Annotated in this window: 11 protein-coding genes and 1 tRNA gene; all 12 read left to right on the top strand. The window is 69.7% G+C overall.

Annotated elements, in window-relative coordinates; all coding sequences use genetic code 11:
- Positions 1-8 precede the first annotated feature (8 nt).
- The 12 genes from FJ091_12255 to FJ091_12200 all read left to right on the top strand — a co-directional run bounded on the left by FJ091_12255 (position 9) and on the right by FJ091_12200 (position 17,534).
- The gene (locus FJ091_12255) at positions 9-1,223 is read left to right on the top strand and encodes a bifunctional 3,4-dihydroxy-2-butanone-4-phosphate synthase/GTP cyclohydrolase II (protein MBM4384125.1); all 1,215 of its coding nucleotides are present in this window, start codon (positions 9-11) and stop codon (positions 1,221-1,223) included.
- A 52-nt stretch (positions 1,224-1,275) separates the two neighbouring features.
- Positions 1,276-2,283 carry a MoxR family ATPase gene (locus tag FJ091_12250; GenBank protein ID MBM4384124.1) on the top strand — a complete coding sequence of 336 codons (1,008 nt, stop codon included), beginning with the start codon at positions 1,276-1,278 and terminating at the stop codon, positions 2,281-2,283.
- Between the two features lie 8 nt (positions 2,284-2,291).
- Complete coding sequence (locus tag FJ091_12245; protein MBM4384123.1) at positions 2,292-3,716, top strand: VWA domain-containing protein; 1,425 nt, start codon at positions 2,292-2,294, stop codon at positions 3,714-3,716.
- A 781-nt stretch (positions 3,717-4,497) separates the two neighbouring features.
- Complete coding sequence (miaB, locus tag FJ091_12240; GenBank protein ID MBM4384122.1) at positions 4,498-5,937, top strand: tRNA (N6-isopentenyl adenosine(37)-C2)-methylthiotransferase MiaB; 1,440 nt, start codon at positions 4,498-4,500, stop codon at positions 5,935-5,937.
- Positions 5,938-5,959: 22 nt separating this feature from the next.
- A complete protein-coding gene (locus FJ091_12235; protein MBM4384121.1) occupies positions 5,960-7,795 on the top strand; it encodes a response regulator in 1,836 nt (611 codons plus the stop codon).
- Positions 7,788-9,323, top strand: a complete 1,536-nt coding sequence (locus FJ091_12230) for a DUF4388 domain-containing protein (GenBank protein MBM4384120.1) — start codon at positions 7,788-7,790, stop codon at positions 9,321-9,323. Before FJ091_12235 ends, FJ091_12230 begins: the two co-directional genes overlap by 8 nt.
- Positions 9,320-9,823 carry a cyclic nucleotide-binding domain-containing protein gene (locus FJ091_12225; GenBank protein ID MBM4384119.1) on the top strand — a complete coding sequence of 168 codons (504 nt, stop codon included), beginning with the start codon at positions 9,320-9,322 and terminating at the stop codon, positions 9,821-9,823. The genes FJ091_12230 and FJ091_12225 overlap by 4 nt, the downstream gene beginning before the upstream one ends.
- A gap of 148 nt (positions 9,824-9,971) precedes the next feature.
- Positions 9,972-11,435 (top strand): IMP dehydrogenase, encoded by a 1,464-nt coding sequence (gene guaB / locus FJ091_12220; GenBank protein ID MBM4384118.1) that lies wholly within the window; start codon positions 9,972-9,974, stop codon positions 11,433-11,435.
- Between the two features lie 88 nt (positions 11,436-11,523).
- Positions 11,524-13,077: a glutamine-hydrolyzing GMP synthase gene (guaA, locus tag FJ091_12215; GenBank protein ID MBM4384117.1), complete on the top strand. Its 1,554-nt coding sequence runs from the start codon at positions 11,524-11,526 to the stop codon at positions 13,075-13,077.
- Positions 13,078-13,081: 4 nt separating this feature from the next.
- Complete coding sequence (gene dnaE, locus FJ091_12210; GenBank protein ID MBM4384116.1) at positions 13,082-16,591, top strand: DNA polymerase III subunit alpha; 3,510 nt, start codon at positions 13,082-13,084, stop codon at positions 16,589-16,591.
- Positions 16,588-17,391, top strand: coding sequence for a hypothetical protein (locus FJ091_12205; protein MBM4384115.1), 804 nt, complete (start codon positions 16,588-16,590; stop codon positions 17,389-17,391). The genes dnaE and FJ091_12205 overlap by 4 nt, the downstream gene beginning before the upstream one ends.
- Positions 17,392-17,457: 66 nt before the next feature.
- Positions 17,458-17,534 (top strand) — tRNA-Val (locus FJ091_12200).
- Positions 17,535-17,623: the final 89 nt, after the last annotated feature.

The following is a 17,623-nucleotide window of genomic DNA, read 5'->3' as shown; positions in this document are numbered from 1 at the left end:
GGAGCGACGTGGTCGTCGGCATCCCCGAGGCGATCGCCGAGATCCGCGCCGGCCGCATGATCGTGCTCGTCGACGACGAGGATCGCGAGAACGAGGGCGACCTGTGCATGGCGGCCGACGCCGTCACGCCCGAGGCGATCAATTTCATGGCCATGCACGGCCGTGGGCTGATCTGCCTGCCGATGATGGGCGAGCAGCTCGAGAAGCTGCGCCTCGGCATGATGGTCCCCGAGAACGAGAACTCCTCGGGCTTCGGCACCGCGTTCACGATCTCGATCGAGGCGCGCGAGGGCGTCACGACCGGCATCTCCGCGCACGACCGCGCGCACACGATTCTCACCGCGATTCGCGCCGACGCGCGCCCGCAGGACATCGTGCGCCCCGGCCACGTGTTTCCGCTGCGCGCGCGCCAGGGCGGCGTGCTGCGGCGCGCGGGCCAAACCGAAGGCGCGGTCGATCTCGCGCGGCTCGCCGGGCGAGGCCCGTCGGGCGTGATCTGCGAGATCATGAACGACGACGGCACGATGGCGCGCATGCCCGATCTCGTGAAGTTCGCGCGCAAGCACGGGCTCAAGATCGCCACGATCGCCGACATGATCGAGTACCGGCTCCGCAACGAGAAGCTCGTGCGCGCGAGTGGCGACTGCACGCTGCCGACGAAGTTCGGCGGCGAGTTCCGCGCGATCGTCTACGAGAACGACATCGATCACATCGATCACGTCGCGCTCGTGAAGGGGTCGATCGGACCCGAGGACGAAGTGCTGGTGCGCGTGCACAGCGAGTGCCTCACCGGCGACGGCTTCGGCTCGCTGCGCTGCGACTGCGGCGAGCAGCTCGAAGCCGCGATGAAGCTGATCGAGGCCGAAGGCAAGGGCGTGATCCTCTACATGCGCCAAGAGGGCCGCGGCATCGGGCTAAAGAACAAGATCAAGGCGTACGGCCTGCAGGACCGCGAGGGCCTCGACACGGTGCAGGCGAACGAGCGCCTCGGCTTCGCCGCGGACCTGCGCGACTACGGCGTCGGCGCGCAAATCCTCCACGACCTCGGCGTGCGCAAGATGCGCATCATCACGAACAACCCGGGCAAGCGTGCGGGCATCGAGGGCTACGGCCTCTCGATCGTCGAGCGCGTGCCGCTCGAGATCACGCCCAACGAACGGAACTTCCAGTATCTCCGCACGAAGAAGGAGAAGCTGGGGCACGTTCTGCACCTGATGAGTTGATCGCCAACAATTCGAGCGCGACTGGCGCTCCAGCAGTACACGAGGAGTCGCCATGTTCGCGTCGGTCGACGACGTCATCTCTCAGTTGAACGCTCAGGGCTACGTCTGCGGCAAGAACATCGCGACGGTGGTCTACCTCGCGACGAAGCTCGGCAAGCCCGTGCTCGTTGAAGGCCCGGCGGGCGTGGGCAAGACTGAGCTCGCCAAGGTCGTCGCGAAGGCGACGGGCCGGCCGATGATTCGCCTCCAGTGTTATGAAGGCCTCGACGAGGCGAAGGCGCTGTACGAGTGGGAGTACTCGAAGCAGCTGCTCTACACGCAGATTCTCAAGGAGAAGTTCGCGGAGGCGATGAGCGGCGCGACCACGCTGCGCGACGCCGCGGAGCGCGTGGGCGCGCAGGACAACGTGTTCTTCTCCGAACGCTTCATCGTGCAGCGCCCGCTGCTGCGCGCGATCCAGGCGAGCGAGCCCTCGCTGCTGCTGATCGACGAGGTCGACAAGTCCGACCCCGAGTTCGAAGCGTTCCTGCTCGAGGTGCTGTCGGATTTCCAGGTGACCGTGCCCGAGATCGGGACGCTCGCCTCGAAGCACATCCCGATCGTGTTCCTCACCTCGAACGACGCGCGCGAGATGAGCGATGCGTTGAAGCGCCGCTGCCTGCACCTCTACATCGACTTCCCCGACGAAGCGCTCGAAACGAAGATCCTCGAGGCGAAGGTGCCGGGCATCGACGTGCGGCTCGCCGAGGAGCTCGTGGGCGTGATGCAGCGCCTGCGCAAGCTCGACATGAAGAAGCTGCCGTCGATCTCCGAGACGCTCGACTGGGCGCGCGCGCTGCTCGCGCTGAACGCCGGGCAGCTCGACGAGGGACTCGTGCGCGACACGCTCAACGTGATCCTCAAGTACGAGGCCGACATCAAGAAGGCGCAGAGCGAGCTCGGCCGCCTGATCACGCGCAAGGAGCCGGCGCCCGCGGCGGCGCCGGCGGCCGGCGCAGCGCCCGCGGCGGCTCCTGCGCAACCGCAGGCCGCGACCGCGAAGAAGGGTGTCCTCCACTAGGAGCAGCCGTGGAGAAGAAAATCATCGAGTTCGCGAATCTCCTTCGAAAGAGTGGGATTCGCGTCTCGGTCGCCGAGACGATCGACTCGTTCTCCGCGATCGACGAGCTCTCGTTCGACGACCGCGAGATCTTCCGCGACGCGCTGCGCACCACGATGGTGAAGCGCTCCGAAGACATCGCGGGCTTCGACCAGCTGTTCGACCTGTATTGGTCCTCGTTCTACGACGGCCTGCGCAACGCCTTCGATCAAGCGCAAGGGCAGATGGGGGGCGACTTCGATCTCGAGAAGCTGATGGAAGCCATCAAGCAGGGCATGCAGAACATGCAGGGCCAGATGGACAAGCTGGACCTCAGCGAGCTCGCGAAGGCGCTCCTTACCCAGGATCTCTCGCAGCTCGAGCAGCTGATTCGCGAGGCGGCGCAGAGCGCCGGCACGGAACGCATCGAGAACATGCTGCAGATCGGCTTCTTCACGCGCCGAACGATGGAGCAGCTCGACGCGGAGGGCGCTGGCAGGCAGCTGCGCGATCTCGCGCAGCAGCTGCGCGAAGGAGGCATGCCCGACGCGCAAGTCGATGCGCTGCTCGACCTGATCGAGAAGTTCCTGGAAGCGCTGCGCCAGTCGGTGCGCAACTTCACCGAGCGCGAGCTGCAACAGCGCAACTACGACTACATGGAGAAGTTCCGGCGCGAGAGCCTGCTCGAGAAGAGCTTCTACAACCTCACGGAAGACGAGATCAAGCGCATGCGCGAGGTGGTCGCGCGGCTCGCGCAGCGCATCAAGAACGTGCTCACCATCCGCAAGCGGCGCCTCAAGCGCGGCAAGCTCGATCTGCACACGATGCTGCGCCGCAACGCCGGCCACGGCGGCGTGCCGTTCGAGCTGATCTTCAAGCAGCGCAAGAAGGACCGACCGAAGCTCGTGATCCTGTGCGACGTGTCGTCGTCGGTCGCGAACGTGTCGCGCTTCATGCTGCAGTTCATGTACTCGCTGCAGGAGTGCTTCACCAAAATCCGCAGCTTCGTGTTCGTCTCCGAGCTCGGCGAAGTGACGCCCGTGTTCAAGGAGAAGGACATCAACGGCGCGATCGAGAAGGCGCTCGACGGCGGCGACGTGATCAACGTCTACACGCGCTCGAACTTCGGCGCGGCGTTCCACTACTTCTGGCAGAACTACCTCTCGGCGATCGACCAGAAGACGACGGTGCTGATCCTCGGCGACGCCCGTAACAACTACAACGACCCGCGCGCGTGGTGCCTGCGCGACATGTACAACAAGGCCAAAGACGTGGTGTGGCTCAACCCGGAGAGCCCGAGCGCGTGGGGCTTCGGCGACTCGGTGATGGACAAGTACATGCCGTACGTGGACGTCGCGGAGGAGTGTCGGAACCTGAAGCAGCTCTCGAAGGTGGTGGACCGGCTGGTCCTCTAGCGCGGGAGTTGTTGGGCGGGGCGCTCGTTCGGGGCAGCGGCGCGACGGCGGGCGCCGGCTCCGCGGGGGCTCGCGTCGCTCGGCCGCGTGGTCGCGTCTGGTGTTGGCGTGCAGGGATCGTGCTTTCTGGCGCGCGCACCCGAGCGTGCGCGCGACCACGCCCGGGCACTCGCTCTGCGACACCCGCTGCGCCGGCGTCCGCCGCCGCGCCTTGCCTTGCCGCGGTCTCTCTGGGGTTGGTGGATGGAGGAGAGTGCGGCGACGGCCGCATCGAGCGGCCGTCACCGCAACGCTGCGCGCTTGCGCTAGGGCCGAGTCGCCGCGCTCGACCGAGGGAGACGCGATGTCGCGCACGCATCCTGGGCGCGCTTCCTCCGCGCTTCTGCTTTGCGCCGGCAAGCCTCGGTGGCGATCGGCGCGGACAAGTCGGCCTACAAACTGAAGCCCCGCCGGACTTGCGTCGGGCGGGGCTTCGGGAAGGGCGGAGGGCGGCGGATAGATGATGGGGGGGTGAGAGGTTGGACATTTCGTCGGAGAAATGTCTTATCCGCCGCCGCTCCAGAAATCGTTTCGAGGTGAGAATGATTATGGTCCGCCGCGTTCGCGATTGTCAAACGTCTTTTCGGAATTCTCTTCGTCTGCGACACCATTTCGTGTCGGAAGGCGCCGCGCCGAGCGCTTCCAGGGAGCTCGCGGGCGAGTCCTCGCCCGTCCCGCGACGCGGAAAAAACCCCGTAACTCCGCTGGTTTCGGCGGAAACGCGCCGGTAAGTTCGCGCGCGATGGTGCGCAGCTTCCACATCCGCAGCTACGGCTGCCAGATGAACGCCCACGACTCGGAGAAGGTCGCGAACCTGCTTCACCACGCCGGTTTCGAGCGCGCCGCGGCCGAAAACGAGGCGGATCTCGTGGTCGTGAACACGTGCTCGATCCGCGAGAAGGCGGAGCACCGGCTCTACACCGACCTCGGCATCCTGCGGCTTTGGAAGCAGGAGCGAGCGGGGCGCCTGATCGGGGTGGGGGGCTGCGTCGCCCAGCAAGAGGGCGACTCGCTGTTGCGCCGCTACCCGCAGATCGATTTCGCGTTCGGCACCCACAACCTGCGCTGGGTCCCGGAGATGGTGGCCGCCGCGTACGCCGGGCGGCGCGAGGCGCGCTTCGCGGACGACCTGTCGCTCGCGCGCTTCGACCTGCCCGAACGCCACGCCGAGTTCGCCACGGAGTCGCCGGGTCGCGCCTGGCTCACGGTGATGGAGGGCTGCGATCTCTTCTGCTCGTACTGCGTGGTGCCGCTCACGCGCGGGCGGGAGATCTCGCGCCCCGCGGAGTCGATCCTCGCGGAGGCGCGCGCGCTCGCGGAGCGCGGAGTCCCGGAGCTCACGCTGCTCGGGCAAACCGTGAACGCCTACGGCCGACACGACGTGCGGCGCGGCCGCACCGCCGCCTCGGGCACGCTCGCTTTCGCCGACCTGCTGGCCGCGCTCGCGGCGATCCCCGGCATCGAGCGGCTGCGTTACACGAGCCCGCACCCGATGTTCTTCGACGACGCGCTGATTCGCGCGCACGCGGAGCTGCCGCAGCTGTGCCCGCACGTGCATCTCCCGGTGCAGAGCGGGTCGGACCGCATGCTCGATGCGATGCGCCGCCGGTACAGCGTGCGCGAGTACCTCCGCATCGTGACCGCCCTGCGGCGCGCGCGCGCCGACGTCGCGATCACCACGGACGTGATCGTGGGTCATCCCGGCGAGACGCGCGCCGACTTCGAGGCCACCCTCGCCCTGGTGCGCGAGGTCGGCTTCGTCGACGGCTTCTCGTTCAAGTACTCGCCGCGCCCCGGCACCGCGTCCGCGAGCCTCGCGGAGACCGTCTCGCCCGAGGAGTCGCAGGCGCGCCTCGAGGAGCTGCAGGCGCTGCAGCGCGAGCTCACCTTCGCCGCGCATCGCGCCCGCGTCGGCACGCGCACGCGCGTGCTGGTCGAAGGCGCGAGTCGCCGCGCTGGAGCGGATGCCGGAACGGCGGCGCTGCAGGGGCGCGACCCCCATCACCGCGTCGTCAACTTCCGCGCTCCGCTGGCGGCGGCGCCCGCGCCGGGAACGTTCACCGAGCTGTCGATCGTCGAGGCGACTCCCCACTCGCTCATCGGCTCGATCGACGAGCTGCACACGGGTGCACATCGCGTGCGGCGCGCGGCCGATGAAGAGGGGCCGCGGGCGGCGGTCTGAGCGGGCGAATCGGGGGGAACGCGTGAGCCAGGGCAAGATCCTCGCGGTCGACGATCAGCTGTACTTCCGCGTGTACATCGAGGATCTGCTGCGCGAAGCGGGCTACGACGTAGTCACCCAGCCGAGCGGCGCGGACGCGCTCACGGCGCTGGAAGCCGGCGCCTTCGACGTCGTGATCACCGACCTCGTGATGCCGCAGATGGACGGCAGCGAGCTCGTGCAGCGCGTGAAGGAGCGTTGGCCGGAGGAAGAGATCGTCGTTGTGACGAGCGTCGGCGACGTGAAGACCGCCGTCGACGCGATGGAGCTCGGCGCCAGCGACTACTTGCTGAAGCCGCTCGACCGCGCCGCGCTGCTGCGCAGCCTGTCGGTCATCGGCGAGCGCCGACGCATGCGCGAAGAGAACCGGCGCCTCACCGCCGAGAGCCTCGACCACCTGGGCGCGCTCGCGCAGTACGAGCGCATTCTCGCCCTGTTCGGAACGCAGGCGGTGGAGCCGCTCGCGGACCGCATCGTCGAAATGCTCTGCCTCGAAACGAACGCGCACGGCGGCGTCGCGTGGATTGCGCGCGTGGATGCGCCGGAGCGGCTCCGCATCTCGGGCGTCAGCGGGCTCGTGCGCGTCGAAGGTGACCACAGCGAGCTGCACGTGGAGCGCTTGCCCCCCGAGCTCGAAGGGCTGAACGCGCCGAACGCGCGCCCGCTGGGCGCCGAGGCGGCGCCTGGGTCGGGGCGGCGCTGCCTGTACGTGCCATTCGCCCGCGGCGGGCGGCTGCTCGGCATCGTGCGCCTCACGGACAAGCTCGACGGCGGCGACTTTCAGGAGGCGGACCTCGCGGTCGCAGAGCGGCTCGGGGCCTTCGCGGCGCAGGCGCTCGCCAACGCCTTCGCGTTTCGCACGCTCGAGGGGCGGTCGTTTCGCGAACCGGTCAGCCAGGCCTACACGAAGGCGTACCTCGACGACGTGGTCGAGCACGAGATCCAAAAGTCGCGGCGCTTCGATCGCTGCTTCTCCGTGCTGAAGCTCGAAGTCGACCAGCTCGGCGCGGCGACGGCCGGGCTGCCTCACGGGCAGGTGGAGAGCGTGCTCGCCGAGGTCGCTGCCAGTCTCGCGCGCTCGCTGCGTGCGTCGGACCTGTTCGCGATCGAAGGCGAGGGCCTCTACTACGCGCTGCTTCCCGAGACGGACGCGCTCGGCGCTGCGGTGAGCAAGCGGCGCCTGCGCGGCGCGCTCGAGCGCTCTCCGGCGCTGCGTGGGCTGCCCGGGACGCCAGCCGTGCTCGCCGCGTGCGTCACGTTTCCAGGCGACGGCGAGCGCGGCGATGCGCTCTGGAGCAGCCTCAACGCGCGCATCGTCGACGATCGCGCCAGCTTCGTGCGCGCGCGCGCGCCGGAGCAGGCGCCATTCCGCGGCCTCGCCGACGCGCTGCTGGCCGAGGCGCCGACGATCTCGGGGGCGCTCACGGAGCAGGCCGCGATCTTCCAGCTCGACGAGATCTCGCGGCGTCCGCACGAGCGCGGCCTGTTGTTCGTGGGCGCCGGCGGCGCGCTCAGCGCGCCCGTGCGCGGCGCGCTCGAGCAGCTGCGCGGGCTTGCGAACAAGACCGACGTCGTGCTCGTCGCCGAGCGCGCGGCCGATGAGCCGCCGGGTCTGCCCGTGACGTGGGTCTCTCCGCTGCGGGCCGGCACGGACACCCCGTTCGTCGTCTACTTCGGCGAGCGCCCGGCGTACGCACTCGTGCGCGAGCCGTGGCGCGACGACTCGGACGTTTCGCTCTATCACACCGCGGACCGCGTGCTCGTCGAGCACCTCACCTTCCAGCTGGGCCGCGATCTCGGGATTCCCATCGGTGGATGACACGATTCTGATTGCAGACGCCGATCGCGCCCGCGCGAGCCGCCTCGCGCGAGAGCTGGCGGAGCGCGGCTTCGGCGCGGCGTTCGCGGAGACCGGCGCCGCTGCGCTCGAGGCCGCCATCGCCGACGTGCCCGACGTGCTCGTGGCGACGCAGGACTTGCCGCTGATCGCTGCGCCTCGCCTCGCGGAGATTCTGCGCGCGAACCCGCGCACGCGCGCCGTGCGGCTCGTCTACGTCGGCGCCGACGCCGCGCAGGAGCGCAGCCGCTTCGACGAAGCGCTCACGGACGAAGCGCAGATCGCCGAGCGCGTGGAAGCGCTGTTCGGCAAGCGCGAGAGGCTCGGCGCCGTCGAGCGCGCCAGCGCGAGCGAGGTGACGGTGGAGGGCGATCTCGCGCAGGTCGCCCTCGCCGACGTGCTGCAGCTGCTCCACCAGAACCGCCGCACCGGGCGGCTCTCGGTCACGCGCAGCGCTGGCGTGCAGCCGCGCGATCGCGGCGAGGTGTGGCTGCGCGACGGCAACATCGTGCAGGCGAACGCGGCTCCGCGCGCGCAGGACGAGAAGGCGCTCTATCGCATGCTCGGCTGGAGTGAGGGCGGCTTCGCCTTCGCGCCGAGCGACGAGATGCGCGCCGCGCGCATCCAGACGCCCACGCGCGCGCTGCTGCTCGAAGGCATGCGCCAGCTCGACGAGTGGAATCAGCTCGTGCGCGGCCTCCCGCCGGACAGCGCGCGCGTCGCGATCGCGATGCCGGCGGCGCAGATCCCGAAGGTGGTGCACCCCGTCGCGCAGGAGGTGCTGCTGCTGCTCGAGGCATACGACGACGTGCGCACGATCGTCGACCACTGCACGCACTCCGATTATCAGGTGCTGCGCACGCTCCAGACGCTGATCGACCGCGGCATCGTGAAGCTGCGCCGCGAGTGCGACCGCCGCTTCGGCGCCCAGGGGCTCGCGCTGTTCGACGCGCCGCTGGCGAAGCGCTTCCGCGACTGGCTGGAGAGCGGGCGGCCGCGCAGCGCGTCGCTCGCGCCCGCAAAGCTCCTGCTCGCGTCCGCGGACCCCGCCGCCACGGCAGACCTCTTGCGCGCCCTCGAGCAGCTGCCGGGCGTCGAGCGCATCGCGTCGGGCGCCGGTGGCGTGACGGCGCGCGACCTCGTGCCGCTCGTACGGCTATCCGTCGCGGACGGCCTCGCGATCGAGCTGATCCACCTCCCGGCGCGCCCGCTCTACGCGCCGCTCTGGCCCGCCGCCGCGCACGGCGCGCTCGGCCTCATCCTCCTGCACGTCACGCCCATCGCCGAGTCGGAGGCGCAGCTGCGCGCCGCGAGCGATGCATTCCAGCGCGTGCCCGACAGCCGCGTGTTTCACGTGCTGCTGCTGCGCAAGGGCGAGCGCATCGCGCCTGACGCGGTGCAGGAGAAGCTGGCGTTGCTGAGCCACGCCTCGCTGTTCCTGCTGCACCTCGATGGCGAGCGAGACTCCGCGCCGCTGCTGCGCACGATGCTCGCGCGGGTGATCCCGTGAGCGCGGTCGACTGGGCGCGCTTCCCGATCTTCGCGGACCTCGCGGAGAGGGAGCTCGCGATCCTCGCCGACGTGGTCGAGGAGCAGGCGCTCCGGGCGGGCGAAATGCTCTGCCTCGAGGGCAGCGAGGCCGACGGCGCGTTCCTGCTCGTAGACGGCGCGCTCGACTGCTCACGCGAAGGAGTGGGCGAGCTGCCGCGGATCGAGGCGCCCGCCGCGCTCGGCCTCGCGGCGCTCGCGCGCAGCGGCAACCGCGAGGCCTCGCTGAAGGCCGCCGCGCCGTCCCGTGTGCTGCTCCTCACGCGCACCGCCTTCCACCGCTTCGCGCAGGACGCGCCGCAGGCCGCGGTGCGCGTGCTCGAGGCGGTCGTGCGCGAGCTCGGGGGGGGGCGCTGCACGCCTCGACCGCCGCGCTGCTTCCCCCGAAGAGCTGAGGTCCTGCGCCGCCCGGGCGCGGAGCTCTCCCCGAGAGCGGATCCGCTGCCGCGCGAAGCGTCGTGAGGTGCTCGGTCTCACGCGTCCCCCGCAATCCAATGGTTGACCGTCGGAGAGGGCCTTCGTATGTTGCGCCGCCAATCCGGGGCGGCGAGCAGGACTTCTCCTCTTGGGCTTGGTCTATCTCGGCGCCAGCGGTGAACGCGGAGGCGCGATGGACGAGAGCCGGATTCGCGAGGCGCTGACCTTCGACGACGTGCTGCTGACGCCGGGCGCGTCGGAGGTGCTGCCGAAGGACGTCTCCCTAATAACTCAGCTGACGCGCGAGATCGAGCTGGCGATGCCAATCGTCTCGGCGGCGATGGACACCGTCACCGAGCACGCGAGCGCGATCTGCCTCGCACAGCACGGCGGCATCGGCGTGATTCACCGCAACCTCTCGGTGGAGGCGCAGGCCGGCGAGGTCGACAAGGTGAAGCGCTCCGAGTCGGGCATGATCGTCGACCCGTGGACGCTGCCACCGGACGTGCCGATCGCCGAGGCGATGGCGCTGATGGCGAGCCGCAAGATCTCGGGCGTACCGATCACGCAGGGCGGCAAGGCGGTGGGCATTCTCACGAACCGCGACCTGCGCTTCGTGAAGGACGCGACGCGCCCGATCTCGAGCGTGATGACGAAAGAGAACCTCGTGACGGTGCCGCCTGGCACGACGCGCGAGCGCGCGAAGGAGCTGCTGCACGAGCACCGCATCGAGAAGCTGCTCGTCGTCGACGGCGGCGGCGCGCTGCGCGGGCTGATCACGATCAAGGACATCGAGAAGAGCGAGCGCTTCCCGAGCGCGTCGAAGGATGCGCTCGGCCGCCTGCGCTGCGGCGCGGCGGTCGGCGCCGGGCCCGACAACGTGGCGCGCGCGCAGGCGCTCGTGAACGCGGGCGTCGACGTGATCGTGGTCGACACCGCGCACGGCCACTCCGCGGGCGTGCTCGAGACGATCGTCGCGCTGCGCCGCACGTTCCCGGAGCTGCCGATCATCGGCGGTAACGTCGCGACGGCGGAGGGCGCGGAGGCGCTCGTAAAGGCGGGCGTGTCGGGCGTGAAGGTCGGCGTCGGCCCCGGCTCGATCTGCACCACGCGGGTGGTGGCCGGCGTCGGCGTGCCGCAGCTCACGGCGGTGATGGACGCCACGAAGGTCGCATCTCGCTTCGGCGTGCCGGTGATCGCGGACGGCGGAATCAAGTTCTCCGGCGACGTGGTGAAGGCGCTCGCGGCGGGCGCGGGCACCGTGATGATCGGCTCGCTGTTCGCGGGCACCGACGAATCGCCCGGCGAGGTGATCCTCTACCAGGGCCGCTCCTACAAGGTCTACCGGGGCATGGGCTCGCTCGGCGCGATGGCCGAGGGCAGCAAGGACCGATACTTCCAGGGCGACGTCGAGGACAACCGCAAGCTCGTGCCGGAAGGCATCGAGGGCCGCGTGCCGTATCGCGGCTCGCTCTCGAGCAGCATCCACCAACTGCTCGGCGGCCTGCGCTCCGGCATGGGCTACTGCGGCGCCGCGACGCTCCAGGACCTGCGCACGAAGGCGCGCTTCGTGCGCATCTCGCAGGCGGGCCTGGTCGAGAGCCACGTGCACGACGTGATCATCACGAAGGAGGCTCCGAACTATCGGATCGACTGATCCGAGCCCGCGGCAGCGCGGCATCCCCCGCCGCCCCTAACAACCAACCCGGCGGCTTCCCCTCGGCTGCCCCACCGAGATTTCCCCCATGTCCGCCGACGCCCACGCCGACCGCATCCTCATCCTCGACTTCGGGGCCCAGTACAGCCAGCTGATCGCGCGCCGCATCCGCGAGCAGCGCGTCTACTGCGAGATCCAGCCTCCGAACTGGCCGCTCGAGAAAATTCGCGCCTTCGCGCCGAAGGGCATCGTGCTCTCGGGCGGGCCGTCGAGCGTGTACGCGGAAGGCGCGCCGAGCTGCGACGAGGGCGTGTACGAGCTCGGGGTGCCGGTGCTCGGGATTTGTTACGGGCAGCAGCTGATGGCCTACCAGCTCGGCGGCGTGGTCGAGAAGGCCGAGGCGCGCGAGTACGGCCGCGCGGCGCTGCACGTCGAGAAGCCGCACCCGCTGTTCGCGGGGCTCGGCGGCGCGGACCGCAACGTGTGGATGAGCCACGGCGATCGCGTGCTGCGCCTGCCCGACGGCTTCGAGGTGATCGCGACCAGCGCGAACTCGCCCTTCGCGGCGGTGGCGCATCGCTCGAGGCCCCTCGTCGGCGTGCAGTTCCACCCCGAGGTGCTGCACACCGAAGGCGGCGACGTGCTGCTGCGCAACTTTGCGCTCGGCATGTGCGGCGCGCGCCCGAACTGGACGGTGGACGCGTTCGTCGACAGCGCCGTCGCGCGCGTGCGCGAGCAGGTCGGCGCGGGGCGCACGATCTGCGGGCTCAGCGGCGGCGTCGACTCCTCGGTCGCGGCGGCGCTCGTGCACCGCGCGATCGGCGATCAGCTCACGTGCATCTTCGTCGATCACGGCTTGCTGCGAGAAGGCGAGCGCGCCGAGGTCGAGCGCACCTTCCGCGAGAACCTGCACGTGAAGCTCGTGACGGTGGATGCGAGCGAGCGCTTCCTCAGCGCGCTCGCGGGCGTGACGGACCCCGAGAAGAAACGCCGCATCATCGGCCACCTCTTCATCGAGGTGTTCGACGCCGAGGCCGCGAAGCTCGGCGGCGCGGACTACCTCGTGCAAGGCACGCTCTATCCCGACGTGATCGAGAGCATCTCGGTGCGTGGGCCGTCGGCGACGATCAAGACGCACCACAACGTGGGCGGCCTGCCGGAGCGTATGCGCCTCAAGCTCGTCGAACCGCTGCGCGAGCTGTTCAAGGACGAGGTGCGCGCGGCCGGGCGCCAGCTCGGACTCCCGCACGTGATGGTCGGGCGGCACCCATTCCCTGGCCCGGGCCTCGCGATCCGCGTGATCGGCGAAGTCACGCGCGAGCGGCTCGCGATCCTGCGCCGCGCCGACGCGATCTTGATCGAGGAGATCCGCCGCGCGAACTGGTACGACCAGATCTGGCAGGCCTTCGCCGTGTTCCTCCCGATCCAGAGCGTGGGCGTGATGGGCGACGAGCGCACCTACGAGAACACCATCGCGCTGCGCTGCGTGTCGAGCGCCGACGCGATGACGGCGGACTGGTCGCGCCTCCCGCACGAGCTGCTCGCCACGATCTCGAGCCGCATCACGAACGAGGTGAAGGGCGTGAACCGCGTCGTCTACGACGTGTCGTCGAAGCCGCCGGCCACGATCGAGTGGGAGTGAGCGCGTGACCGCCTTCACGCACCTCCACCTGCACACGCAGTACTCGCTGCTCGACGGCGCGATCAAGCACAACCCGCTGTTCGAGCGCGTGAAGGCGCTCGGGCAGAGCGCGATCGCGATGACCGATCACGGCAACTTGTTCGGGGCGGTCGAGTTCTACGAGAAGGCCGTCGCGAACGGGGTGAAGCCGATCATCGGCTGCGAGGCCTACATCGCGGCGGGCTCGCGCTTCGACAAGGAGAAGCGCGAGAAGGACGCGAGCGGCTACGACGCGATCAGCCACCAGTTGCTGATCGCGACGAACGAGGTCGGGTACAAGAACCTGATGGTCCTGATCTCGAAGGCGTACCTCGAGGGGTTCTACTACAAGCCGCGCATCGACCTCGAGCTGCTGGCGAAGCACAGCGAAGGGCTCGTGACGACCTCCGGCTGCCTCAGCTCGCTCGTCTCGCGGCGCATTCTCGCGGGCGACTCGAACGCGGCGTGGGCGATGGCCGAAGAGTTCTCGCGCATGTTCAAGGGCGCGTACTACCTCGAGCTGCAGCGGCACGGCATTCCCGACCAGGATCGCGTCAACGCCGAGCTCTTGAAGATGGCGAGCGACCTGCGCCTGCCGCTGCTCGCCACGAACGACGCGCACTACCTCGAGCACAGCGACCACGAGCACCACGACGCGCTGCTCTGCATCGGCACCGCCGCGAACCTCGACGACCCGAACCGCTTCCGCTTCGACGGCCGCGGCTTCTACGTGAAGAGCGGCGACGAGATGCTCGAGCTCTTCCACGATCACCCGAGCGCGGTGCACAACTCGATGGAGATCGCCGAGCGCTGCTCGCTCGAGATCCCCATGGGCAAGTACCACATGCCCGAGTTCCAGGTCGCGGCGAACACGACGCGCGAGGCGGTGCTGATCGCGAACTCGCACGCCGGGCTGCGCAAGCGATTTGGCCTCGCGCCCGATGAGCCGCTTCCGAAGAAGCTCGCGGAGTACGGGAAGCGCCTCGAGTACGAGCTCGGCGTGATCCAGCAGATGGGCTTCGCCGGCTACTTCCTGATCGTCGCCGACTTCATCGGCTACGCGCGGAACCACGGCATCCCCGTCGGCCCCGGCCGCGGCTCTTCGGCAGGCAGCCTCGTCGCGTGGAGCCTCGGCATCACCGGCGTCGATCCGATCGAGTACGACATCATCTTCGAGCGCTTCTTGAATCCCGAGCGCATCTCGATGCCGGACATCGACGTCGACTTCTGCATGCGCGGGCGCGGCCAGGTGATCGAGTACGTCTCGAAGAAGTACGACGAAGAGGGCCGCGGCGACGACGGCCGCAAAGTCGCTCAGATCATCACGTTCGGAACGCTGCAGGCGCGCGCCGTGCTGCGCGACGTCGGGCGCGTGATGGGCATGCCGTTCGGCGACGTGGACCGCATCGCGAAGCTGATCCCCGAGACGCTCGGCATCAAGATCGACGAGGCGCTCGAGCAGAGCCCGGAGCTGCGCGCGCGCGTCGAGTCCGACGGGCAGATCGCGAAGCTGATCGAGACGGGCCGGCGGCTCGAAGGGCTGACGAGACACGCATCGACCCACGCGGCCGGCGTCGTGATCGGCGACGTCCCGCTGATCCAGCTCGCGCCGCTCTACCGCGACGCGAAGACGGGCGACGTGGTCGTGCAGTACGACATGCGCTGCGTCGAGAAGATCGGCCTGATCAAGTTCGACTTCCTCGGCCTGAAGACGCTGACCGTGCTCGCCGACGCCGAGCGCAACGTGCGCGCGAGCGGCGCCCGCGACTTCGACGTGGAGAAGATCCCGCTCGACGACGAGAAGACGTTCGAGCTTCTCTCGCGCGGCGACACCGAGGGCGTGTTCCAGATGGAATCGTCCGGGATGACCGACCTCGTGACGAAGCTGAAGCCGCGCACGTTCAAGGAGATCATCCCGCTGATCGCGCTCTACCGGCCGGGCCCGCTCGGCTCGGGCATGGTCGAGGACTACGTCGCGCGCAAGCACGGGCAGGCGAAGGTCGAGTACCTCGTGCCCGAGCTGCAGGAGCTGCTCGCCGAGACGCTCGGGGTGATCGTCTATCAGGATCAGGTGCTGCAGATCGCGAACCGGCTCGCGGGCTACTCGCTCGGCGAGGCGGACTTGTTACGGCGCGCGATGGGCAAGAAGAAGCCCGAGGAGATGGCGAAGCACCGCGACAAATTCGTCGCGGGCTGCGCGGCCAAGCAGATCGATCCGAAGAAGGCCGCGACGCTGTTCGACCAGATCGCGGAGTTCGCGGAGTACGGCTTCCCGAAGGCGCACTCGACGGCGTACGCGTTCGTCACGTACCAGACCGCGTATCTCAAGGCGAACCATCCGCGCGAGTACTGGGCGGCGCTGCTCTCGATCGAAGCCGGCAACCACGACAAGCTCGCGCGCTACATCGCGCACGCGCGCGACCGCAAGATGGACGTGCTGCCGCCCGACGTGAACGAGAGCGCGCGCGACTTCACGCCGGTCGCGGAGGGCATTCGCTTCGGACTCGCGGGCGTCAAGAACGTCGGCGAGGGCGCGATCGAGTCGATCCTCGGCGTGCGCGGCGAGAGCGGCGCGTTCACCTCGCTGTTCGACTTCGCCTCGCGCGTCGACTCGCGCAAGGTGAACCGCCGCGTGGTCGAGGCGCTCGTGAAGTGCGGCGCCTACGACTCGCTGCACAAGAACCGCGCCTCGGTGTGGAACGCGCTCGACTCCGCGCTCGAGAGCGGCGCCGCGGCGCAGCGCGACCGCGAGATCGGGCAGGAGAGCCTGTTCGGCGACGGCGGCGGCTCGACGAGCGCCGCGCGCGAGCTGCCCGAAGCGCCGGCGTGGACCGAGGCGGAGCGGCTCTCGAACGAGAAAGAGGTGCTCGGCTTCTACGTCACGGGCCATCCGCTCGAAGCGCACGCCGCGGCGCTTCGCCGCTTCACGGACGTGACCGCGGTCGCGGCCTCCGAGAAGGTGGGGCGCGAGGTGCGCGCGGGCGGAGTGATTACGGCGCTGCGTGAGACGCGTACGCGGCGCGGACAGACGATGGGCTTCGCGACGCTCGAGGACGCCACGGGCAGCTTCGAGCTCGTGATCTTCGCCGAGCCGTTCGGCGTGCATCGCGCGCTGCTGAAGCGCGCGCTCGAGTCGGCCTCGCAGGCGGGCGGCGGCGTGCTGCCCGTGATCGTGTCGGGATCGCTCGAGAGCGCCGACCCGCCGCGCATGATCGCGCGCGACCTCTACTCGCTCGCCGAAGCGGAGGAGAAGCTCGCTGCGCGCGTCACGATTCGCGTGCTCGCCACCGAGTCGACGCACGACCGCATGGCGGCGCTCAAGGCGGTGCTCGGCAAGCACGGCGGCGACTGCTCGGTCTCGCTGCACGTCACGATCCTGGGCGAGAGCGAGACGGTGCTCGCGCTGCCGGACACGCTAGCGGTGACGCCGACGGAGGCGCTGCTCGCCGACGTGAACGCGCTGTTCGGCCGCCCCGTCGCCGAGGTCGCGCTGTGAGCTTGCGCGCGGCGTGGGTGATCGCGCTGCTGCTCACTCCGCTCGCCTCGCTCGCGGCGGGCGGCGCCGTGCGCGTGCAGGCGGACGGCGCATTCGCGCTCCCGCCGCGGATTCCGGGAGCGCCGCCCGCGCCGAAGCCCGATGCGGAGACGCTGCGCGCGCGGCGGCAGGCCGCGGTCGCGAAGGGCATCGAGAACGCCGTGCTTTCGTACGCGGCGCAGTTCGCGCGCGAAGACGCGCGCGACGACGAGGCGGCACTGCGCGCGGCGCTCGGCAAGCTCGCCGACTACACGCTCGGTCACGGCGTGCTGGCGGACCTCGGCGTGCGTGAGCCCAAGCCGAAGCGGCAGCCCGGCGACCCGCCGCCGAAACCTCGGAAGGCGACGGACCCGATCCCGCTCGAGCACGCCTGGCGAGTGGAGGCGGTGGTCGACGCCGCGCGAGTGCAGGCGGCGCTCGCAGCGGCGGGCCTCGCGCTCGTCAGCGGCGCCGATGCCGGGGCGACCACGCAGGTGATTCTCGAGGCGCCCTACGACGCGCAGGCGCTCGCAGCGCTGCGCGCCCGCATTTCGGCGATTGGGGCACAAAGCGCGGTCCCGCGCCGGTTCGAAGCCGCCGAGATCACCCTGTTCGTGACCGGACTGCCGGCGGACGTGCTTGCGCGCCGACTCGCGAGCGAGCCGCCTGCGGGCTTCAGCGCAGAAGCCACCGTGCCAGAGAGTGCGCCGGCGTCCGTCCGCGTCCGCTTGCATCCGGAACGCACGGGTCTCGCCCCGGCGAGGGGGCCGAAGGCGCCCTGAAGGCGTGGGTTTGATTGACACCCCAAGCCGAAAACGGTATTGAAATCGCCTCTTTAGAGGAACTTCAGACACGTAGCTCAGTTGGCTAGAGCGCCGCCTTGACATGGCGGAGGTCGGCGGTTCGAGCCCGCCCGTGTCTACCAAGCCTTTCGACCCACCTGGCCGCTCACCCCGCTCGGGGCGCGGCAGTCAGCCCGAGAAGACCGAGTCCACACGGAATGTCGCTCTCGTC

Source organism: Deltaproteobacteria bacterium, assembly GCA_016875395.1.
Taxonomy (GTDB): Bacteria; Myxococcota_A; UBA9160; order UBA9160; family UBA6930; genus VGRF01.
This window is presented reverse-complemented; position numbering and strand designations above follow the sequence as displayed.

Coding starts and splice junctions, on each gene's coding strand:
- FJ091_12250 (MBM4384124.1), top strand. CDS start 1,276: ATGTTCGCGTCGGTCGACGACGTCATCTCTCAGTTGAACGCTCAGGGC.
- miaB (MBM4384122.1), top strand. CDS start 4,498: ATGGTGCGCAGCTTCCACATCCGCAGCTACGGCTGCCAGATGAACGCC.
- guaB (MBM4384118.1), top strand. CDS start 9,972: ATGGACGAGAGCCGGATTCGCGAGGCGCTGACCTTCGACGACGTGCTG.
- guaA (MBM4384117.1), top strand. CDS start 11,524: ATGTCCGCCGACGCCCACGCCGACCGCATCCTCATCCTCGACTTCGGG.